Genomic DNA, 21,952 nt, shown 5'->3' with positions numbered 1-21,952 from the left:
CGATGGTCTTGCGCCCCTCCGTATAATCCCGCCCATGGCACGAAAGCACGAGCACGAGCGCGACCACGGCGCGATGGTGGAAACCAGCAAGCCGGAGACGGCGCGTCCACCCCTTTATTCGGTCCTGTTGCTCAACGACGACTACACGCCGATGGACTTCGTCGTGGACGTTTTGATGAGGTTTTTCGCGATGAACCTCGAAAAGGCGACGCAGGTGATGCTGCACGTGCACACCCGGGGCCGCGGCGTCTGCGGAGTGTTCACACGCGACGTCGCAGAGTCGAAAGTGGCGCAAGTGAATGAATATGCAAGGGTCAACCAGCACCCCTTGCTGTGTACGATGGAAAAGGCGTAAACACGAGCGCACGGCCATGATCGGTAAGCCCTGACCAAGGCCACTGGAAAAGGTATTCCGCGTTCCCCATATAGGGTCGCAGATACCTAACAGGGCCCAGCCGTCGGAGGCCACGCAACATGTTCAGCAAGGATCTCGAGCAGACCATCGGCCAGTGCTACAAGCGGGCCCGCGAAGCCCGCCACGAGTTCATGACCGTGGAGCACCTGCTCCTCGCGCTCCTCGACAACCCGTCCGCCGAAGCCGTGCTCAAGGCCATCGGCGCGGATTTCCCGCGCCTGCGCCACGAGCTGGAAAAGGCGATCGAAACCTCGGTCGCGCGCCTGGCCGACGACGACGGCCGCGACACGCAACCCACGCTGGGGTTCCAGCGCGTGCTGCAGCGTGCCGTCTACCACGTGCAGTCCTCGGGCAAGAAGGAAGTCACGGGTGCGAACGTCCTGGTCGCCATCTACGGGGAGAAGGATTCGCACGCCGTCTATTTCCTGAACCAGCAGGACGTCACGCGCCTGGACGTCGTCAACTATCTCTCGCACGGCATCACCCGCACCGGCGAAGGCGAGGAATCGCAGTCGCAGGAACAGGAACGCCAGGGCGAGGAGGGCGAACACAAGGGCGATGCGCTCGCCGAATTCGCCAGCAACCTCAACGACCTCGCGCTCGCCGGCAAGATCGATCCGCTGGTCGGCCGCGCCGACGAAGTGGAACGCACCATCCAGGTGCTGTGCCGCCGCCGCAAGAACAACCCGCTCTACGTCGGCGAAGCCGGCGTGGGCAAGACCGCGCTCGCCGAAGGGCTGGCAAAGCGCATCGTCGAAGGCAACGTGCCCGAAGTGCTGGCCGACGCGGTGATCTACGCGCTCGACCTCGGCGCGCTGGTCGCGGGCACCAAGTACCGCGGCGATTTCGAGAAGCGCCTCAAGGCGGTCCTCGCCCAGCTGAAGAAGCACCCCGGCGCGATCCTCTTCATCGACGAGATCCACACCATCATCGGCGCAGGTTCGGCATCGGGCGGCACGATGGATGCGTCGAACCTGATCAAGCCGGTGCTCGCCTCGGGCGAACTGCGTTGCATCGGTTCGACCACCTTCCAGGAATACCGCGGCATCTTCGAAAAGGACCGCGCGCTGGCGCGTCGCTTCCAGAAGATCGACATCGTCGAGCCGACGGTGGGCGAAACCGTGGAAATCCTGCAGGGCCTCAAGCCGCGTTACGAATCGCACCATGGCGTGACGTACGCCGACGATGCGTTGCAGGCCGCGGTCGATCTGTCGGTGAAACACATCGGCGATCGCCTGCTGCCCGACAAGGCCATCGACGTCATCGACGAAGCCGGCGCCCGCCAGCGCCTGCTGCCCGCCGCCGTTCGCAAGTCGCTGATCGACGTCGAGGAAATCGAGACGATCGTGGCGAAGATGGCGCGCATCCCCACCAAGCAGGTGAGCGCGTCGGACAAGGATGTGCTGAAGAACCTGGACCGCAACCTGAAGATGGTGATCTTCGGGCAGGATCCGGCGATCGACACGCTGGTCTCGGCGATCAAGCTCGCGCGCTCGGGCCTGGGCAATCCCGACAAGCCGATCGGCAACTTCCTGTTCTCCGGCCCCACGGGCGTCGGCAAGACGGAAGTGACGCGCCAGCTCGCGTTGCAACTGGGCATCGAGCTCGTGCGCTTCGACATGTCCGAGTACATGGAGCCGCATTCGGTCAGTCGCCTGATCGGCGCGCCTCCGGGCTACGTCGGGTTCGACCAGGGCGGCCTGCTCACCGAGAAGATCGTCAAGACGCCGCACTGCGTGCTGTTGCTCGACGAAGTCGAGAAGGCGCATCCGGACATCTTCAACATCCTGTTGCAGGTGATGGACCGCGGCGTGCTCACCGACACCAACGGGCGCGAGGCGAACTTCAAGAACGTGATCCTGGTGATGACCACCAACGCCGGCGCCGCGCAGGCCTCGCGCCGGACCATCGGTTTCACCAAGCAGGACCACAGCACCGACGCGATGGAAGTGATCCGCCGCAGCTTCAGCCCGGAATTCCGCAACCGCCTCGATGCGGTGTTGCAGTTCCAGGCGCTGGGCTTCGAACACATCCTGCGCGTGGTCGACAAGTTCCTGATCGAGCTCGAAGTGCAGCTGCACGAGAAGAACGTGTCGCTGTCGGCCACGCCGGCGGCGCGCGACTGGCTGGCGCAGCACGGCTTCGATCCGCTGATGGGCGCACGCCCGATGGCCCGCGTGATCCAGGACAAGATCAAGCGGCCGCTGGCGGACGAGTTGCTGTTCGGCAAGCTGGTGGGTGGCGGCAGGGTGTCCATCGACGTGGTCGATGGGGAACTGCATGTCCAGGCCGAGCCGGAGCCGGAAAAGCTGCTGCCAGTGACGGTTTGACCGTCAAACGAAAAAGGCGACCCTCGGGTCGCCTTTTTCATTCAAGCACTTAAGGTGCTTACTTCATACGGTACGTAATGCGGCCCTTGGTCAGGTCGTACGGGGTCATTTCGACCTTGACCTTGTCGCCGGTGAGGATGCGGATGTAGTTCTTCCGCATGCGGCCGGAGATGTGGGCGATGATTTCGTGGCCGTTCTCGAGCTTCACCCGGAACATGGTGTTCGGGAGGGTTTCGGTGACCGTACCCTCGAACTCGATGACGTCGTCTTTGGCCATGCGTTTCCTGACTTGAACCAGTGATTGGGGCGTGGAGCCGCCCGCAAAGTCGGGCATTCTGGCACGTCCCGCTCAGGAGCGCCAAGCGCCGGGTTCAGGCGGCGGAGAGGGTGGCGGCTTCCAGCGTGCCGAAGCGCTCGGTCCACGAGGCCGGCGCTTCGTCTGCGGACGCCTGCGACCCCACGACGCGCATGAACGCTTCGCGCGCCATCGTCCGGGCGCCCATGCGCACGAGGTGGTCGTTCTCCACCTGGGCATCGATCAACGGCCAGCCCCATTCGCGCAGGCGATGGGCGAGGGCGGCCAACGCCACCTTCGATCCGCCCGATTCGCCGCTGTACATGCTTTCGGCGAAGAACATCGCGCCCACGGCCACGCCGTAGAGGCCGCCGACCAGCCGATCACCGTCGAACACTTCGACGCTGTGCGCATGCCCGGCGTCATGCAGCGCGCCGTACGCCTTGCGCATCGCCGGAACGATCCACGTGCCGCGCTGGCCCGGGCGCGGCGTTTTGGCGCAGGCCTCGATGACCTCCGCGAAGCGCGTGTCGGCGCGTACCGACCACGCCGATCGCCGCAACTCGCGCCGGAACTTCGACGACAAGCGCACGCCGTCTTCGGTTAGGAACACCATGCGCGGATCGGGCGACCACCACAGGATCGGTTGGCCCGCGGAGTACCAGGGAAAGATGCCGTGCCGATACGCTGCGAGCAGGCGTGGGATCGACAGATCTCCACCGACCGCGAGCAGGCCGTCGGGTTCGCGCAACGCCAGTTCGACCGGGGGAAACACCGGCTCGGGACCGAGCAGCGCGGGCATGCGATGCGTCACGGCGCGCGGAACGGCGAATGCGCCTGGAGTGCGTCGAAGTAGTGCTGCACCGAGACGCTTTCGTCCGCGCACCAGTTGCGGATCGCTTCGGCGAAATCCGCTTCGCCGATCCAGTGACGGCTGTGCACCAGCGTCGGCAGGAAACCGCGCGCGAGTTTGTGCTCGCCTTGTGCGCCAGGTTCGAACCGTCGCAAGCCTTCGCGCAGGCAGTAGTCGATGCCCTGGTAGTAGCAGGTCTCGAAATGCAATCCGGGCACGAGCCGCGTCGACCCCCAGTAGCGCCCGTACAGCGTGTCGCCGCCGCGCAGGCAGAGCGCGCCGGCGATCGTTTCGCCCTCGAGTTCCGCTAGCACCAGCACCAACGCGCGCGGCATCGTGCGCGCCAAATGGCGAATGAATTCAAGGGTCAGCGCCGGTGTGTTGCCGTACTCGCTGAAGGTCTGGAGGTAGAACCCGAACATCGCCACGAGGTCGTCGTCGCTGGTTTCATCGCCATGCACGACGCGCATCCGCACGCCGGCGCGCGCGACCTTCGCGCGTTCCTGCCGGATGTTCTTGCGGTGCTTGTGGTCCATCGCCGCGAGGAAGGCGTCGAAATCGGCCCAGCCGCCGCGATTCTCCCAGTGGTATTGCACGTCGACGCGCGGGATCCACGCCTCGTCGAATGCGGCGGCCTCATCGGCGCGATGGAAGTTGACATGCGCAGACGACCAACCGGCCTCGCGCGCGATCGCAATGATCGCCGCGGCCAGGAGCGCACGCGTCGCGTCGTCCCGCGCCAGCAAGCGCGGCCCGGTGACGGGCGAGTAGGGCACCGCGCCGAGCCACTTCGGGAAATACGACAACCCGTGCTGCGCATATGCGTGCGCCCACGCATGGTCGAACACGAATTCCCCATGCGAATTGCGCTTGCGATACCCCGGCGCCGCGCCGACGAGCGCGTCGCCGTCGAACACCGCCAGGTGCGCGGGCGTCCATCCGAGCGATGCGCGCACGCATTGCTGTTCCTCGAGCCCGGCGAGGAACGCATGCGATACGAACGGGTTGCGCCCGTCGTGCAACGCGTCCCACGCCGCGGCAGGCACATCGGTCAGCGCGCCGAGGATGCGCGCGTGCACCGGCAATGCCTCAGCCTTCCTTGTCGAGGAACTTCTCGGCATCGAGCGCGGCCATGCAGCCGAAGCCTGCGGACGTCACGGCCTGGCGATACACCTGGTCGGCGACGTCGCCGGCGGCGAACACGCCCGGCACGGAGGTCTGCGTCGCCATGCCGGACAGGCCCGAACGGATTTCGAGATACCCGTTGTGCATCGCGAGCTGGCCTTCGAACAGCGAGGTGTTCGGCGTATGGCCGATCGCGACGAACAAGCCGTGCACGTCGATCTGCTTCGTGGCGCCATCCTGCGTGGACTTCAGTCGCAGGCCCGTCACGCCGGCATCGTTGCCGAGGACTTCATCGACGGCGTGGTGCCAGATCGGCTCGATCTTGCCGGCCTGCACCTTCGCGAAGAGCTTGTCCTGCATGATCTTTTCGGCGCGCAGCGTGTCGCGGCGGTGCACCAGGTAGACCTTGCGCGCGATGTTGGACAGGTACAGCGCTTCCTCGACCGCGGTGTTGCCGCCGCCGATGACCGCCACGTCCATGTCCTTGAAGAAGAACCCGTCGCACGTCGCGCATGCGCTGACGCCGCGGCCCAGGAACTGCTGTTCCGATTCCAGCCCGAGGTACTTCGCGGTGGCGCCGGTCGCGATGATCAGCGCATCGGCGGTGTATTCGCCCGAGTCGCCCTTCAGGCGGAACGGGCGCTGCGAGAGGTCGGCCGTGTGGATGTGGTCGAAGATGACTTCGGTATCGAAGCGTTCCGCATGCGCCTGCAGGCGCTCCATCAGCGCCGGGCCCATCAGCCCGTGCGCGTCGCCCGGCCAATTGTCGACTTCCGTGGTCGTCATCAGCTGGCCGCCCTGCTGCAGGCCGGTGATCACGACCGGCTTGAGGTTGGCGCGCGCGGCGTAGACGGCGGCGGTCCAGCCGGCAGGGCCTGAGCCGAGGATGAGCAGGGAGCAATGCTTCGCAGAGGTCATGCAGGGGCGTCCGGTGGGGGTTTCGCGTAAGATGCGCGACTGATTTCGACAGCCGCCGCGTGTCGCGGAATAGTGGCGGCGCCCCCACGACAACACAAGGCGCTTGCGCCTTCCACGAAGAGAACACTGCAATGCGGATCGGCGTCCCCAAGGAAACCAAGACCCTCGAAGGCCGCGTCGCGCTGGTGCCGGCCGCCGCGGGCGACCTCGTCAAGCGTGGCCACGAAGTGTGGCTGGAGCAGGGTGCCGGCCTGAAGAGCGGCTTCAAGGACGAGCAGTACACCCAGCTCGGCGTCAAGATCGCGCCGGATGCGGCCGCGCTGTACGAAAAGGGCGAGCTCATCGTCAAGGTGAAGGAGCCGATCGAAGGCGACCTCAAGCACCTGCGCAAGGATCACCTGCTGTTCTGCTACCTGCACCTGGCGGCCGAGCCCAAGCTCACGCGCCAGCTGCTCGACATCGGCCTGACCGGCGTCGCATTCGAAACCGTCGAGCTGCCCAACGGCGACCTGCCGCTGCTGGCGCCGATGTCGGTAATCGCCGGCAAGATCGCGGTGCAGGTCGGCACGCACCTGCTGCACCAGCCCGAAGGCGGCAAGGGCAAGCTGCTCGGCGGCCTGCCGTCCACCGAGCGCGGCAAGGTCGTGGTCTTCGGCGGCGGCAAGGCCGGCCGCGCGTCGGCCGAGCTCGCCGCGGCGGGCGGTTCGAACGTGGTCGTGTTCGAAATGCGCCAGGACCGCATGGACGAAATGATGCAGCTGGGCAACAACGTGACCACGTTGTATCCGTACGCCGACGTCGTCGCGCGCGAAGTGGCCACGGCCGACCTCGTCGTCGGTGCCGTGCTCGTCACCGGCGCCCGCGCGCCGCACGTACTGACGCGCGAAATGCTCAAGGGCATGCAGGACGGCTCGATCGTCGTCGACATCTCGATCGACCAGGGCGGCTGCTTCGAAACTTCGCGCCCGACCACCTGGAAGGAGCCGACGTACGTGGAGGAGGGCGTGACCCACTTCTGCGTGACCAACATGCCGGGCGCCGTGCCGCAGACCTCCTCGCAGGCCATCTGCGCGGCCATCCTGCCGTGGGTGAACAAGCTGGCCTCGGGCAACTGGCGCTCCAACGAGGCGCTGGTGCGCGGCATCAACGTCGAAGCCGGCAAGATCGTGCATCCCGCGCTGCAGGACATGAAAGTTTGACGTAGGATCAAGGCCCTAGGGGATACACCTCAAGGCAGGTCGTACGTGTCGGCAAGGCCGGTGGCGATGGAAGGCGGGAAGACCAAGCGCAAGAACGCGGCGGCCCAGGCTGCCGCGGGCGGCGGCGCACGCCGCCAGCGCCTGTGGCGCGACCTCGCGCTGATTGCCATCGCCCCGGTGCTCGTCTACCTGATGGCGAGCCTGTGGACCTTCTCGCCTGACGACCCGGGCTGGTCGGATTCCGGCAGCGTCACCGCGCCGCTGCACAACTTCGGCGGCGTGGTCGGCGCATGGATCGCGGACGTGATGCTGTCGCTGTGCGGCTACGTCGCGTTCCTGCTGCCCATCATGCTCGGCCTCATCGCCTGGATCGCGCTGTTCGGCATGGACAGCGATGGGGACGGTGAAGCCGACCTCGGCCCGGCGTTGCGGCTGGTCGGCATCGTCGGCTTCCTCGTGTCGGCCACCGGCTTCCTGCATCTGCGCATTGGCGCCGCCCCCGACTTCTCGGCCGGCAGCGGCGGCATCCTCGGCCAGCTCGTCGGCCGCTCGCTCTACCAGGCGTTCGGCCCGGTGGGCGCCAATCTCTTCCTCGTCGCGCTGCTGCTGATTTCCACCACGCTGGCCACCGGCATTTCGTGGCTGACGGTGATGGACCGCATCGGCGGTTGGGTGCTCAAGATTCCGCCGCTGTTCCGCCGCGGCACGCAGCAGGCGGCCGAATGGCAGCAGGCGCGCGCCTTCCGCGAAGAACGCGAAGAGACCCGCAAGATCGAAACCGAGCTGCGCGCCAAGCGTGCGCCGGTGAAGATCGAACCACCGCCGGCGCCCGTCGTCGAGAAGAGCGACCGCGCCAAGCGCGAAACGCAGATCCCGCTGTTCCACACCGGCGACGGCACGGGCCTCCCGCCGCTCGCCTTGCTCGACGATCCCAAGCCGCAGCCCAAGGGTTACAGCGAGGAAACGCTCGAGACGCTGTCGCGCCAGATCGAATTCAAGCTCAAGGATTTCCGCATCGACGCGCAGGTGGTCGGTGCGTATCCCGGCCCGGTGATCACGCGCTTCGAACTCGAACCCGCGCCGGGCGTGAAGGTCAGCCAGATCTCCTCGCTCGACAAGGACATCGCGCGCGGCCTGTCGGTGAAGTCGGTGCGCGTGGTGGATGTCATCCCGGGCAAGTCGGTCGTTGGCCTGGAAACGCCCAACACTTCGCGCGAAATGATCTTCCTCAGCGAGTTGCTGCGCTCGAAGGAATACGACAAGAGCGGCAGCCCGCTCACGCTCGCACTCGGCAAGGACATTGCCGGCCGCCCGACGGTGGCGGACCTTGCGCGCATGCCGCACTTGCTCGTCGCCGGTACCACTGGTTCGGGCAAGTCGGTCGCGGTCAACGCGATGGTGTTGTCGCTGCTGTACAAGGCGTCCGCGAAGGATCTGCGGATGTTGATGATCGACCCGAAGATGCTGGAACTGTCCGTGTACCAGGGCATCCCGCACCTGCTGGCACCGGTGGTCACCGACATGAAGGAAGCGGCCAACGGCCTGCGTTGGTGCGTCGCGGAGATGGAGCGCCGCTACAAGCTGATGTCCGCGGTCGGCGTGCGCAACCTCGCGGGCTTCAACAAGAAGGTCACCGACGCCATCGGCGCCGGCCAGCCGATGATGGATCCGCTGTTCAAGCCGAACCCGGAACTCGGCGAAGCGCCGCGTCCGCTGGAAACGATGCCGTTCATCGTCATCTTCATCGACGAATTCGCCGACATGATGATGATCGTCGGCAAGAAGGTCGAAGAACTCATCGCTCGCCTGGCGCAGAAGGCGCGCGCCGCAGGCATCCACCTGATCCTCGCGACGCAGCGCCCGTCGGTGGACGTGATCACCGGCTTGATCAAGGCGAACATCCCCACGCGCATCGCCTTCCAGGTGTCGAGCAAGATCGACTCGCGCACCATCCTCGACCAGTCGGGTGCCGAAACGCTGCTCGGCCACGGCGACATGCTGTATCTCCCGCCGGGCACCGCAATGCCCGAGCGCGTGCATGGCGCATTCGTGAGCGACGAGGAAGTGCATCGCGTCGTCGAGCATCTGAAGCAGATCAGCGGCGCGCCGGATTACATCGAAGGCGTGCTGGACGAAGTGCAGACGCTGGGCGAGGGCGTGGTGGTCGGCGCGACCGGCCTGCCGGAATCCGGCGGTGGTGGCGGCGACGAATCCGATCCGCTGTACGACGAAGCGGTGCGCATCGTCACCGAAACCCGGCGTGCGTCGATCTCGGGCGTTCAACGCCGGTTGAAGATCGGCTACAACCGCGCCGCGCGCCTGATCGAAGCGATGGAAGCCGCGGGCGTGGTGACGCCGCCGGAGCACAACGGCGACCGCAGCGTGCTCGCGCCGCCGCCGCCGAAGTAATGCGGAGCAGGGGCGTGATCCCCCATTCATCAATTCGCGGGCAGACTCCGCTCATCGCATTCCAGTGGACCCCGCCATGCGCCTGTTGACGCTCGCCCTGACCACCGCGCTCCTCGCCGGCACTGCCCATGCCGGCGGCCGTGACGACCTCACTGCGTTCACGAAAAACCTCAAGGGGCTGGACGGCACGTTCACCCAGCAGGTCTTCGATGCGAACGGCAAGAAGAAGGAAAGCTCCAGCGGCCGCGTCGCGATGTCGGCGCCGCGCAACTTCCGCTGGGAGTACGCCAAGCCGTTCGAGCAACTCATCGTCGCCGACGGCAAGGCCGTGTGGGTCTACGACCCCGACCTCAAGCAAGTCACCAAGCGCGCACAGGGCGTGGAAGAGCAAAGCTCGCCGCTCGCCGCGCTGATCGATCCGACGCGCCTGGACAAGGAATTCCTCGTCAAGGAACTCCCGGCCGCCGACGGCCTGGACTGGATCGAACTGCGCCCGCGCAACGCCGAGAACGCCAGCTTCGAAACCGCGCGCCTGGGCTTCGACAACGCGGGCCTCAAGCAGATGCGGATCGTCGACCCGCTGGGCCAGCGCACCGAGCTGCGCTTCGCGAGCTGGAAGCGCAACCCGAGCTTCGCGAAGGGCACCTTCACCTTCGCGCCGCCGAAGGGCGTCGACGTCGTCGCGGGCGGCTGATCGTTATCATCGCGGCGTGGCGCGAACCCGAACCCCCGCGATACCCGAACCCGACCTCCTGAGCGTCGACCGCGACGCGCTGCGTCCGCTCGCCGAGCGGATGCGGCCGCGCACGATCGACGAAATGGTCGGCCAGCGCCGCCTGCTCGCACCGGGCACGGCGTTGCGCCGCGCGGTCGAATCCGGCCGCGTGCATTCGATGATCCTCTGGGGCCCGCCGGGCTGCGGCAAGACGACGCTCGCGCAACTGCTCGCGACGTACGCCGACGCTGAATTCCGCGCGGTCTCCGCCGTGCTCGTCGGCCTGCCCGAAGTGCGGCAAGTGCTCGCCGAAGCGGGACTGCGTTTCAGCGAAGGCCGGCGCACCGTGATGTTCGTGGACGAAGTGCACCGATTCAACAAGGCGCAGCAGGATGCGTTCCTGCCGCACATCGAACGCGGCACCATCCTGTTCGTCGGCGCGACCACGGAGAACCCGTCGTTCGAACTCAATTCCGCGTTGCTCTCACGCTGCCGCGTGCACGTGATGGAATCGGTGTCGCCGGAAGACATCGCCGTCGCGTTGCAACGCGCGCTCGATGACAAGGAGCGCGGCCTCGGCGACCGCGATCTGCACATCGCGCAGGAGCAACTGCTGCTCATCGCCAAAGCCGCCGACGGCGACGTCCGCCGCGCGCTGACGTTCCTGGAGATCGCGGCGGACCTGGCGGGGGAGGGCGGCACCATCACCGAACAGACGCTCGCGCAGGTGCTGGCCGACCGCACGCGCCGCTTCGACAAGGGCGGCGAGCAGTTCTACGACCAGATCTCCGCGCTGCACAAGTCGGTGCGCAGTTCCAATCCCGATGCCGCGTTGTATTGGCTGGCGCGCATGATGGATGGCGGCGCGGACGCCAGTTACCTCGCGCGCAGGCTCACGCGCATGGCGGTCGAAGACATCGGGCTTGCCGACCCGCGCGCACTGGAAATGGCTGTCGATGCGTGGGGCACCTACGACCGCCTCGGCTCGCCCGAAGGCGACCTCGCACTCGCGCAAGTCGCGATTTATCTCGCGACGACATCGAAATCCAACGCCGCCTACATGGCCTGGAACCAGGCCCGCAGCGACGTCGAGGAATACGGCACGCTCGACGTCCCGATGCACATCCGCAACGCCCCCACGAAGCTGATGAAACAACTTGGCTACGGCAAGGGCTACCAGTACGACCACGATGCCGCCGGCGGCATCGCCCTGGGCCAGACCGGTTTCCCCGACGCGATGGGCGAACGCGTGTACTACGCGCCGACCGACCGCGGCTTGGAAGGCCGCATGAAAGAGAAGCTCGACGCACTGCGCGCCGCGCGTGCGCAAGCGCGCTCGGACACCGACGGGAACGACGCCTGATGCGTCGCGCCCTCGCCAGCCTGCCGAACACGGTGTGGCTGCTGGGTGCGATCAGCCTCCTCAACGACGCGGCAAGCGACATGATCTACCCGCTCGTGCCGCTGTATGTGGCGAGCGTGCTGATGGCCGGGCCGAAAGCGCTCGGTTGGATCGAAGGCGTCGCCGAAGCCGCGAGCAGTCTGCTGAAACTCGCGTCCGGCGCGTTGGCCGATCGCATGCGACGCATTAAACCCTTCGTCGTCGTCGGCTATGGACTCGCGGGCATCGCAAGGCCGTTGATCGGCATCGCGACAAGCTGGTTCGGCGTGTTGTTCTTCCGTTTCGTCGACCGGGTGGGGAAGGGCCTGCGCTCGGCACCGCGCGACGCGATGCTCGCCGCGAGCGTCGCCCCCGAGCAACGCGGGCTCGCGTATGGCCTGCATCGCGGAATGGACAACGCAGGCGCGGTGATCGGCCCGTTGATCGCCGCTGCGTTGCTGGCTGCCGGATTCTCCTTGCGCCACATCTTCTTGCTGGCGATCGTGCCGGCGGTATTCGTGCTGATCATGGCGTTGCGGTTGCGCGAACCGACGCCTACGCAGGTGAAGTCGACCGGACCGATCGACTGGCGTTTCACCGCGCTGCCTGCGCCGTATCGGCGATATCTCGTCGCGCTCGGGCTGTTCACGCTCGGCAACGCGTCGAACATGTTCCTGCTGCTGCGCGCGCAGGACCTCGGGCTCGGCGCAAGCCAAATCACGCTGCTGTGGGCCGCCTTCTCCGCGGTGGCGGCGCTGGCATCGACGCCGTTGTCCGCGCTCTCCGACCGCATCGGGCGCAAGCGCCTGATCCTCTCGGGATGGGCGGGCTATGCACTGCTGTACGTGTTGCTCGGCGTCGTGCCGATCGACCGGCATTGGTTGTGGGTGTTGTTTCCCGCCTATGGCTTGGTGACCGCAACGATCGAAGGCGCCGAGCGCGCGTTGGTCGCCGATCTGATTCCGGCGCGCAGTGCGGGCACTGCGTTCGGCTGGTATTACCTCGTCACCGGCTTGCTGTTGCTGCCCGCATCGGCCATGTTCGGCATGTTGTGGGAGAACGGCGCGCCGATGCTGGCCTTCGGCGCGAGCGCGGCGCTCGCCGTGTGCGCCGGGCTCGTGTTGTTGCCGTTGCAGGCACGCCCGGAAGAGGGGGTCGCATGAGCAGTTGGTGGACGCAGTTGATGCTGGTGATGGCCGGTGGCGCGCTCGGCGCCGCCGGGCGGTTCTGGGTGGGTGGGGCGATGTTGCGGCGCTTCGGTGATTCGATGCCGTGGGGCACGCTCACCGCGAATCTCGTCGGTGCGTATCTCGTGGGCTTCATCGCGGTGTGGCTTGAGGCGCGCGGGCCGTCGGCGCTGTATTGGCGCGCGTTCGTGATCGTCGGATTCCTCGGCGGGCTGACGACGTATTCGGCGTTGATGCTCGAATGCCTGCTGTTCGCACGCTCGCATCGCAGCGACCAGGCGTTGCTGTATCTCGGTGTGACACTGGTCGCAGGCTTGGTGCTGGTGTGGCTCGGCGCACGCACCGCGACGTGGATTCGCCCGCCGTACTGAGTTGCCGCGGGGCCGTGCCCGGGTGCATCCTCGCCGATGCGGCATCCGCCGCGCATCGGAAGGGGACGGCCATGCGGATCTTCGTCGCCGGTTTGATCGGCGGAATCGTGTTGTTCCTGTGGGGCGTGGTCGCCCACGTCGTGCTGCCCATCGGCGAAATGGGCATGAAGGTCGCCAGCAACCAGGACTCGGCGATGACCGCGTTGCGGGCCAGCACCGACAAGGGTGCGGGCGTCTACATGATCCCGGGCATGGACCCGGCGATGTGGCAGGACAAGGAGGCGATGAACGCCTTCACCACCAAGTACAAGGACGCGCCATCGGCCTTCGTGGTGTGGGACCCGACGCCGAACCAGAACCTGCAGACGATGGGGCCGGCGCTGACGAAGCAGTTCGTCAACGACGTGCTGATCGGGTTGCTCGCCGCTTGGATCCTCGCGATGGCGCCGGTGTCGTTCGGCCGGCGCGTGTTGATGGGCGGCGTGCTCGGCGTGTTGGCGTGGTTGGCCACCAGCGTGCCGTACTGGAATTGGTATCGCTTCCCGATGGATTTCACCGTCGGTGCGTTGCTCGATTCGGGCCTGGGCTTGCTGATCGCCAGTGCGCCGATCGCCTGGTGGCTGGGGCGAGGGCGCTGATTCTTTCGCAAGCGTTGCGCACGTGATGGCGACGGCAGTGCATTCACAGCGGTGGCCCGGGATGCCGGGCCGCCTGCTGTTGCTCGCGATCGCCACCGCGGTGTTCGCGTGGATCGCGATCGACCTGACGCGCGTCGCGGGCAGCGTGTCGTCGGTGTGGATCGCCAACGGCATCGTCGTCGGCGTGTTGCTCTTCGTGCCGACGCGGGCTTGGCGCTGGTTCATCGCGGCCGGGTGGATCGGCGAGTTCGTCGCGCGCATGTTGCACGGCGATGCGCTCGTGCCATCGGTCGGCAACTCGCTGGCCAACGTGCTGGAAATCGCATGCATCGCCGGGGCGATCCGGGTGCGCGTGCCGGACATCACCGATGCCTCGCGGCTATTGACGCTGGCGTTCACCGCCACGACGTCGACGCTGGTCGCGTGCGCGATTTCGGCATTGCTCGCCGCGTCGATCAACGCCTTGCGCGGCGGCGCGTCCTTCGGCGAGGTGTTCCTCACTTGGTACACGGCGCACGTCATCGGCATGGTGATCGTGGCGACGCTCGTTGTCGTCGCGCGGCGCGAGGGGCGGTGGATCATCGGGCGGCCGGGCCGGCACGTCGATTACGCGCTGTGCATGGGCGCGCTGATCGGTGTGTGCGCGGTCGTGTTCATGCAGGAACGGTTGCCGTTGCTGTTCCTCGTGTTCGTGCCCTTGATGCTGGTGGTGTTCCGGCACGGGTTCGCGGGCGTGGTCGGCGCGACGGTCATCATCGCGGTGATGAGCGGCGTGGCGACGGCGCTGGAGACGGGGCCATTCGCCTTGGTCTCGGGTGCGTCGTTGTTGCAGCGGACGTTGCTGCTGCAATTGTTCGTCGCGGCGACATGCATGCTCGCGTTCCCGGTGGCGACAGGGTTGTCGGAACGGCGGCGCCTGGCGGTTCGGTACCGCACGCTGGCGGATTTCTCGCGCGACCTGGTCGTGCGCATGTCGGCGGAAGGCGCGCCCTCTTATGTGTCTCCGGCGATCCGGCATGTGCTCGGGTATGAGCCGGAGGAATTCCTGCGCGCGCGTTGGGACCTGGTGAACCCCGAGGACATCCCGGAAGCGTCGGCGGCTTTCCAGCGCATCGCGGCGACGGGCGTCAGCGAGCCGGTGACGTTTCGCATCCTGCACAAGGCGGGGTACGAGATCTGGGTCGAGGTGGCTGCCGAGCGCGTGGAAAGCGGCGACCCGGATTCGCCGTGGGAGCTCGTGGCATCGGCGCGCGACATCAGCAAGCGGATGCAGGCGCTGGCGGCGCTCGATGAAAGCCAGTCGCGCCTGCGTGCGGTGGCCGACAACATGCCGGCGTTGATCGTCCATATCGACGCCGAGGAGCGGTACACCTTCATCAATGCGTATTACGAGCGCTTGTTCGGGCGCAAACCCGACGAGCTGTTGGGGCGCACGATCCGCGAGGCGCGGGGCGAGGAGGCCTATGACGAGTGGGCGCCCTTCATCCATCGTGCCCTGGAAGGGCAGGAGCAGAAGTTCGAGCGCGAGCCGAGCGGATCGTCGGCGGGGCGCTATCTGCAATCGCATTTCGTGCCGGATAACGCGCCGGATGGCAGCAATCGTGGTTTCTATGCGCTGACGTTCGACATCACGCCGTTGAAGGAAGCCGAGCAGGCGCTGGCGAAGCTCGCGCGCGTGGATACGTTGACGGGGTTGGGGAATCGGCGGCAGTTCGATGAGCGTCTTGAACATGCGATCGCGCGGTCGCGCCGACAGGGCACGCCGCTGGTGTTGATGTCGCTGGATCTCGACAAGTTCAAGGCGATCAACGATACGCATGGGCATCCGGCGGGCGATGCGGTGTTGCAGGCGTTCGCGGAGCGATTGACCGCGTGCGTGCGCGACGTCGACGTGGTGGCCCGATTGGGCGGCGATGAGTTCGTCGTGTTGATCGAAGATGCGCGCGCGGTAGAAGACGCCGAAGTCGTGGTGGGGAAGATCCTGGCGGTGTCGCAGGCACCGGTGGTGTTCGAAGGGGCGGCGTTGTCGTTCGGCGCGAGCATCGGAATCGCGTTCGTCCTGCAGGCGGCGTCCGCGAATGCATTGATCGCCTTGGCCGACAAAGCGTTGTACGAGGCGAAGGCGGCGGGGCGGAACACCTGGCGCGTGATCGAGGATTGATCGGCCGGGTTGGCGCGACGCGATTCGGGGAAATCTGACGACACGATGCGGGATTGGCTGACTGCGCTCGCGTCTGCGCATCGGCATTCTGGACACCGATGGCGGCGGCGCCCCGCTGATCCCGCGATGCCCCCAAGAACCGGAGATTCGCCGACTCCGGCAGCGGGCGCCCGCCGCCATCACTCCTTTCGATCGGAATGGATGCCGACATGCAGCGATTGCCGTGGTGGGTGTTGCTTCTCTCCTCGTCCGAATTGTTCCGCTGCGTGTCTTCCGACGGCGCCGTGTCCTATCAGGACACAGCGTGCGCCGCAGGCAGCCGGCTGACGAGGACGATCGCACTGCCCGAGTCGCGGGTAGGGGAGGGAAGCGAAGAGAAGCCGAAGGCGGCGAAGAACGCGAAGCCGAAATCGACAAAGTCCGGCGGGGGAGGGGCCAAGCCTGCGAAGGCCGACAAGCGTACCCGTCAACGCCAAGCCTGCGTCGCCGCGCGCGCGGAAGAGCAACGCGTGCTGGATGGATTGGGCCTCGAGCGCACCTTCGAGCAACTCCGCGCGTTGGGCGATAAAGTGCAGGCCGCATGCAAGGGGGTGTGATCGATGACTGACCTCCTGGCCGTGCCGTTTACGGGTGGCGGGCGGTGTTCTATTGGTATCGGGCAGCGACGATCGCGAATGATTTGCTGAATACGTGACCCATCCGGGCGACTCCTTGCGTCATCCCTCTTGCAGGGGCCGCCAAGGAGGTTGGCCATGAAGGTCACGAGATTGCAGCGCGGCGTGATCGTCGCGCTTGCACTGTGCGCGTCGAACGCAGCGTTCGCCCAAGCGGATCTCTACATCCGCGACACGCCGGCCGATACCGGCGCGCAACCCAATCCCGATACCGGGCCGATGTGGATTTCGGAAGACATCTGGGTGCGCACGAGCCCGGATCCCAATTGGCGGCCGACACCGTTCAATCCCGCGTCGCCGCCATGGACGCCAGCGGCGCACCAGAATCCGGAATATCGCGATCCGCGCTACGGGTTGCCGAACTATGTGTACGTGCGCGTGCGGAACCGTGGAACGACGGCGTCGAGCGGCACCGAGCAGTTGCATCTGTACTGGGCGAAAGCGTCGTCCGGATTGGCATGGCCGAACAGTTGGGTCGACGCCTACACCACGGTGTGTGGCGCCGACCGCATGATGGGTGCGGAGATCACCAAGCCGCGCGTCAATGCGGCCACTGCCAGCGCTGCCGAACGGACGCGCCTGCGGGATGCCTACATCGAGATCGCCACCACGCCGGCGTTCGCATTGCTCACCGGCTACAACTACTGGACCAAGCAACAACAAGTCCACGTGCGTGCGCCGGAACACGACAACGCAGGTTTCCTGCCGTGGCATCGCGAGTTCATCAATCGTCTGGAGTTGCTGCTGCAGGAGGCCGATCCGCGCGTCAAATTGATGTACTGGCAATGGACGCAGGACCCGACGAGCACCGGCGGCGTGAATCTCTACACGTCGAGCTTCATGGGCAATTCCGGACGCGGCACCGGTGGCACCGGAATGGGCGCGCCGTTGTCGCCGGCCCTGGAGCCGCACACGTCGGAAAGCGCGACGGTCGTTCGCAACCTCAGTGCGGGATCGCCGGGCACCAATTCCGATGCGACGCAGTTGGGCTGGGACAATTATCGCGGCAGCGTCGCTTCCGAGAACTTCAGCTTCCAGCTGGAGAACGCGCCGAACCACAAGACGAACCACAACTACATCGGCGGCACGGGCGGTTCGATGGCGGTCGCCGCGACGGCAGCACGCGATCCGTTCTTCTTCCTGTTGCACGGCAAGGTCGACGAATTGTGGGCGCGGTGGCAGCGCGCCAACACGGCGCGATTCGAAGGCGCGACGGCATATGGCACATCGGCGACCGCGCCGGTGCTGACGGGGGGCTTGCGACCTTGGAACGGCACCGTGCCGACCGGCTCGGCCATCGATCCGTGGACGAGCGGCACAGGCTTCATCGTGACGAAGACGAGTTTCGATCGCTCGGTGCTGACGCCACCTGTGTACGACACCGCGCCGCTGACGATCCCTGTCATCCCGGCAGGCCAGGCGGTCATCCTCGAGATTCCGTGGTATCCGCCGAATCCCGCGCATTACGCATGTCTCGGCGACGAGCATCATTTCTGTCTGCTGGGCCGCGTGACGCCGATCGCGACCAGCGAAACGACGGACATCAACGCCAACGTGCGCAACGGCAACAACCTGGCGTGGAAGAACATCCAGGTCGTCGACGACTTCACCGGCACGATGGCGGCGATGTCGATGCTGATCGCGAACGACACCGACGGCGAGATGATGGCCGATCTGTTGTTCCGCGAAGTTCCACAGCGGTACGCGGCGTTCGGACGTTACGTGCAGGCGATCGAGGTGGGCATGCCGACGGAACTGTTCCGTCGCCTGCAGGGGCAGGGCACACAGGGCAGGGTGAATGCGCGGGAGGCGCAGGGGATTCGCGGTGCGCCGAAGGATTTCGCGTTCCTGCGATTGAAGGGCACGGACGATGTGCTGAACGGAATCGCCTTGAAGCCGGGCGAGCGGTTCCCGCTGCGGGTCGTGTTCCATCTGCGTCGCAACTACAAGCCGATGAAGGCGCCGTTGCTGTTCGACGTCGTGCAAAGACGTACGGATGGCGCCGCCGGCGAAGCGATGGTCGGCGGCGTGCGATTCCAGCTGGACGTATCACAACTCAACCTGGTCAAGGAACGCAGCATTTGGCGGCATGCGACGTTCGACCAACCGCCTGGCGACTGGGCCGCACTCGATTACGACGACGCGAAATGGCAGGAAGCGCCGGCACCGCTAGGCTTCGCACCGGACGTGGAAGCGATGTCGGCCGTCGCCGCAGGGACGCGAGTTGCGTATTTCCGAAAGCGGTTCGACATCGAAGATCCGCGTTTGCTACGCGACCTGACGCTGCGCCTGCGTGCCGATGACGGCGCCGTCGTGTACCTCAATGGCCGCGAAGTGCATCGCGCCAACTTCGACAAGCAAGCGCTCAAGCCGGTCACGGGCGCTGCGGAGCTCGCGTATTTTCCGGTGCGCCTACCGCCCGATCTGCTGCACGCAGGCCCCAACGTACTCGCAGTCGAGGTGCATCAGTTCAACGACAACGCGCTGGACGACCTGGTTTTCGACGCATCGCTCGCCGCCAACCGCGCGGTTGCATCGGAACCGCCGAGCGTGCGGATGATGCTTCAAGACGCCCTGGTGCACGCGGGTCAGCCGTTGAAGTTGAACGTCGACGCGGTGGACCCGAATGGCGAGATTCGCAAAGTCACGCTGTTCGTCGATGACAAACCCGTGCAAACGGAGGCGGGCGCCAATACCTTCGAATGGACCCCGGGACTGGGCCCGCAACGCCTGCGCGTGGTGGCGGAAGACGCCGAGGGATTGTCGACGGTCGAGGACAAGCTGGTTGTTGGCGTCGAAAACCTGCCGCCGGTGGTCAGCATGCAAGCACGGCCAGGCGACGCGCCCGGTACCGTGATCCTGTCGGCGGATGCCAGGGACGACGACGGTCAGATCAAGTCCGTCGAGTTCTTCCTGGCAGACAGCGACCTGTTCGTCGCGAACTTCCAGCCAGTGGGCACGAAGACCGCGCCGCCATTCGAGGTCACCGTGCAGGTCCCCGAAACCGAACACCGAATCGTCCGGGTCGTTGTGACCGACGACCGCGGCGAAGTCAGCGACGCGAGCACCCACGTCCACGTGGGCCCGCACCGGAGTGCGAAGTAGCGGTACGCATGAACGAACTTGATGTTGGGAGCCAAAAGGCTTGAGGTGGAAGCCTCAAGCCTCTGGTTTCACTCAGATTGCTGGCCGGAGGAGAGGCGGGAGCCGCAAGGAGAACCCGCTGATATCCCTATACGAAACTTCGCATAATGCATCTTCCGTGCGAACTAGGACCGAACGTGTACTGGCACGGCTCCGGCGCCACTGGACTCCCTCGAAGCGACGCGTTGACACGCACTGCTCTTACGCTGCGATTGGTTGCCGTTGCGGCATTCGCGCGATCGACTTTGCAGGCATGGACCGCGCCCTGGATGGAACGTTGATCCGCCGTCGGCGCGTTCGCGTCTTGCCGAATTTCGTTCGCGCTCGTTCCGCAGTAAATCGCGGCGCAAAAAAAACCCGCTGACGAGTCAGCGGGTTTTGATTGGCGTCCCCACGGGGATTCGAACCCCGGTCGCTACCGTGAAAGGGTAATGTCCTAGGCCTCTAGACGATGGGGACAGTAGCTGTTTGCAACTTGAATTTTTTGGTGGAGCCAGCCGGGATCGAACCGGCGACCTCCTGCATGCCATGCAGGCGCTCTCCCAGCTGAGCTATGGCCCCACTGCTGGAAGCCGGCAAGTTTAGGGTCCACTCCGGAGACCGTCAACACTTTTTTGAAACGCCGACGATGCGGAAGCGATGCGTCGACTCAGGCCGCGATCACGACCGATTCGGTCGGCAGGCGCACCAGCGTGGCCGCTCCGTGGCCCTGCTCTGCCAGGTACTGGATCCACTTGCCCAGGAATGTGTTCATCCGCAGCCGATGGCAAACGACTTCTTCCGGCGGCGGATACATGCCGATGACGTCCTGCCAGCGCCGCCCGACGTAACAGTGCGTGGCCTCCACCTGCTGCGCATCGCGATACAGGCGCAGGTGCGCCGACGGATCCGGCTGGCCGGTTACCGGGTCGTGCATGGCGTAGCTCAATCGCAGTTCCACCGTGTAGGCATGGCGCTCGACGACATCCAGGATGACGTCGAGGCCGTCGCCCACGCTGGAGACGTAGCGGCCGACCGGCAGGTCCTGCGGTTCGAACAGGCGCACCAGGCGCACGTGGTTCTCCGCGTACAGCCCCATCAGCCAGCCGAAGCGGCTCAATTTCGGGATGCGCGTGGTGCGTGGTGCGAGTCTGCTCATGGCCCGATCCTACACGCCCGATCCCCATGCGCGCAGCATTGACGGCGCGCATTTGCAGGCCTAACGTTTTACTTTCCCAACGGCCGCAAAACGTCTCGAAAAAAGGCCCTTGGATTCACGCTGTCAGAACATCACCCGGTGGATGCCCAGCGTGGTGAGCACCTTGCCGGCGATCTCCTCGATGGACGTGTGCGTGGTGCTCAACGTCGTCAGCCGTTCGTTGCGGAAGATGTGTTCGGCCTGCGCCACTTCGCGCTTGCACGTGTCGAACTGCGCGTAGCGCGAATTGGGCCGGCGTTCCTGGCGGATCTGGTGCAGGCGCGTCGGGTCGATCGTCAGGCCGAACAACTTGTGGCGATGCGCGCGCAACTTGTCCGGGAGGCGATCGGCCTCCAGATCGTCTTCGGTCAGCGGATAGTTGGCCGCGCAGATACCGTAATGCAGCGCCAGATACACGCAGGTGGGCGTCTTGCCCGCCCGCGACACGCCGACCAGGATCACTTCTGCATCGTCGAAATCCATGCTGATGCCGTCGTCGTGCGTCAGCGCGTAATTCATCGCGTTGATGCGGCGGTGGTAGGCCTCGAAATCGACCATGCCGTGCGCCTGCCCTACCCGCAGCTTGCGCTGCTCGCCCAGCTCCCGCTCCAGCGGCTCGATGAAGGGCGCGAAGATGTCGAGCATCAGCCCGCCACTCTCGGCCAGGATCCGATAGAGCTCGTTGTCGACGCAGGAGTTGACCACGATGGGCCGCAGCCCGGCGGCCTCGCCGGCCTCACGAATGCGGTGCGAGGCCTCGCGGGCTTTCTCGGCGGTGTCGACGAACGGGATGCGGTCGGTGGTGAACCGCGTGTCCGCGAACTGGGTCAGCAGGCTGTGGCCGATGGTCTCGGCCGTGATGCCGGTGCCGTCGGAGACGTAGAAGACCGGGCGGGTCTGGGTCATGTGCAGGCAGTAGTGACACGGGGACTGTAAAATACCGCGCTTTCTCCCCCCTTC

18 protein-coding genes and 2 tRNA genes are annotated in these 21,952 nt (G+C 65.9%); 12 read left to right on the top strand and 8 right to left on the bottom strand.

Annotated elements, in window-relative coordinates:
• Positions 1–34 precede the first annotated feature (34 nt).
• Positions 35–355 (top strand): ATP-dependent Clp protease adapter ClpS, encoded by a 321-nt coding sequence (gene clpS, locus LF41_RS09435; RefSeq protein ID WP_036168938.1) that lies wholly within the window; start codon positions 35–37, stop codon positions 353–355.
• A 119-nt stretch (positions 356–474) separates the two neighbouring features.
• Positions 475–2,745, top strand: coding sequence for an ATP-dependent Clp protease ATP-binding subunit ClpA (clpA, locus tag LF41_RS09430; protein WP_036168936.1), 2,271 nt, complete (start codon positions 475–477; stop codon positions 2,743–2,745).
• 58 nt (positions 2,746–2,803) lie between these two features.
• Here the strand turns inward: clpA and infA are convergent, their stop codons facing one another.
• The 4 genes from infA to trxB all read right to left on the bottom strand — a co-directional run bounded on the left by infA (position 2,804) and on the right by trxB (position 5,936).
• Positions 2,804–3,022 (bottom strand): translation initiation factor IF-1, encoded by a 219-nt coding sequence (infA, locus tag LF41_RS09425; protein WP_036168934.1) that lies wholly within the window; start codon positions 3,020–3,022, stop codon positions 2,804–2,806.
• Positions 3,023–3,116: 94 nt separating this feature from the next.
• On the bottom strand, positions 3,117–3,854 hold the full coding sequence (gene aat, locus LF41_RS09420) for a leucyl/phenylalanyl-tRNA--protein transferase (RefSeq protein ID WP_202594035.1): 738 nt from the start codon (positions 3,852–3,854) through the stop codon (positions 3,117–3,119).
• Entirely contained in the window at positions 3,851–5,014 is a 1,164-nt protein-coding gene (locus LF41_RS09415; RefSeq protein WP_084073511.1) for a GNAT family N-acetyltransferase, read from the bottom strand. Before LF41_RS09415 ends, aat begins: the two co-directional genes overlap by 4 nt.
• On the bottom strand, positions 4,983–5,936 hold the full coding sequence (gene trxB, locus LF41_RS09410; protein WP_036168931.1) for a thioredoxin-disulfide reductase: 954 nt from the start codon (positions 5,934–5,936) through the stop codon (positions 4,983–4,985). Before trxB ends, LF41_RS09415 begins: the two co-directional genes overlap by 32 nt.
• 131 nt (positions 5,937–6,067) lie before the next feature.
• Between trxB and ald the strand changes: the two genes are divergently transcribed.
• The 10 genes from ald to LF41_RS09360 all read left to right on the top strand — a co-directional run bounded on the left by ald (position 6,068) and on the right by LF41_RS09360 (position 19,776).
• On the top strand, positions 6,068–7,135 hold the full coding sequence (ald, locus tag LF41_RS09405) for an alanine dehydrogenase (RefSeq protein ID WP_036168929.1): 1,068 nt from the start codon (positions 6,068–6,070) through the stop codon (positions 7,133–7,135).
• 66 nt (positions 7,136–7,201) lie between these two features.
• On the top strand, positions 7,202–9,544 hold the full coding sequence (locus tag LF41_RS09400; RefSeq protein WP_036168927.1) for a DNA translocase FtsK: 2,343 nt from the start codon (positions 7,202–7,204) through the stop codon (positions 9,542–9,544).
• Positions 9,545–9,620: 76 nt separating this feature from the next.
• A complete protein-coding gene (lolA, locus tag LF41_RS09395; RefSeq protein WP_036168925.1) occupies positions 9,621–10,238 on the top strand; it encodes an outer membrane lipoprotein periplasmic chaperone LolA in 618 nt (205 codons plus the stop codon).
• A 16-nt stretch (positions 10,239–10,254) separates the two neighbouring features.
• Positions 10,255–11,622 (top strand): replication-associated recombination protein A, encoded by a 1,368-nt coding sequence (locus LF41_RS09390; protein WP_036168923.1) that lies wholly within the window; start codon positions 10,255–10,257, stop codon positions 11,620–11,622.
• Entirely contained in the window at positions 11,622–12,803 is a 1,182-nt protein-coding gene (locus LF41_RS09385) for an MFS transporter (protein WP_036168921.1), read from the top strand. The genes LF41_RS09390 and LF41_RS09385 overlap by 1 nt, the downstream gene beginning before the upstream one ends.
• Positions 12,800–13,198 (top strand): fluoride efflux transporter CrcB, encoded by a 399-nt coding sequence (crcB, locus tag LF41_RS09380; RefSeq protein ID WP_036168919.1) that lies wholly within the window; start codon positions 12,800–12,802, stop codon positions 13,196–13,198. The genes LF41_RS09385 and crcB overlap by 4 nt, the downstream gene beginning before the upstream one ends.
• A gap of 71 nt (positions 13,199–13,269) precedes the next feature.
• Positions 13,270–13,836 carry a hypothetical protein gene (locus tag LF41_RS09375; protein WP_036168917.1) on the top strand — a complete coding sequence of 189 codons (567 nt, stop codon included), beginning with the start codon at positions 13,270–13,272 and terminating at the stop codon, positions 13,834–13,836.
• Between the two features lie 61 nt (positions 13,837–13,897).
• Positions 13,898–15,997: a sensor domain-containing diguanylate cyclase gene (locus LF41_RS16150; protein WP_052116295.1), complete on the top strand. Its 2,100-nt coding sequence runs from the start codon at positions 13,898–13,900 to the stop codon at positions 15,995–15,997.
• A gap of 209 nt (positions 15,998–16,206) precedes the next feature.
• On the top strand, positions 16,207–16,593 hold the full coding sequence (locus tag LF41_RS09365; protein ID WP_152599967.1) for a hypothetical protein: 387 nt from the start codon (positions 16,207–16,209) through the stop codon (positions 16,591–16,593).
• A 156-nt stretch (positions 16,594–16,749) separates the two neighbouring features.
• The gene (locus LF41_RS09360) at positions 16,750–19,776 is read left to right on the top strand and encodes a tyrosinase family protein (protein ID WP_036168912.1); all 3,027 of its coding nucleotides are present in this window, start codon (positions 16,750–16,752) and stop codon (positions 19,774–19,776) included.
• Positions 19,777–20,198: 422 nt separating this feature from the next.
• Here the strand turns inward: LF41_RS09360 and LF41_RS09355 are convergent.
• From LF41_RS09355 to ppsR, 4 genes are all read right to left on the bottom strand, one after another.
• A tRNA-Glu gene (locus LF41_RS09355) sits at positions 20,199–20,274 on the bottom strand.
• 26 nt (positions 20,275–20,300) lie between these two features.
• Positions 20,301–20,376 (bottom strand) — tRNA-Ala (locus LF41_RS09350).
• A gap of 88 nt (positions 20,377–20,464) precedes the next feature.
• Positions 20,465–20,953: a DUF1249 domain-containing protein gene (locus LF41_RS09345; protein WP_036168910.1), complete on the bottom strand. Its 489-nt coding sequence runs from the start codon at positions 20,951–20,953 to the stop codon at positions 20,465–20,467.
• Between the two features lie 123 nt (positions 20,954–21,076).
• A complete protein-coding gene (gene ppsR / locus LF41_RS09340) occupies positions 21,077–21,898 on the bottom strand; it encodes a posphoenolpyruvate synthetase regulatory kinase/phosphorylase PpsR (protein WP_036168908.1) in 822 nt (273 codons plus the stop codon).
• Positions 21,899–21,952: the final 54 nt, after the last annotated feature.

It is taken from the genome of Lysobacter dokdonensis DS-58, assembly GCF_000770795.1.
GTDB lineage: Bacteria > Pseudomonadota > Gammaproteobacteria > Xanthomonadales > Xanthomonadaceae > Noviluteimonas > Noviluteimonas dokdonensis.
The sequence above is the reverse complement of the archived record's forward strand: the minus strand, read 5'-3'. Positions and strand labels throughout refer to the sequence as shown.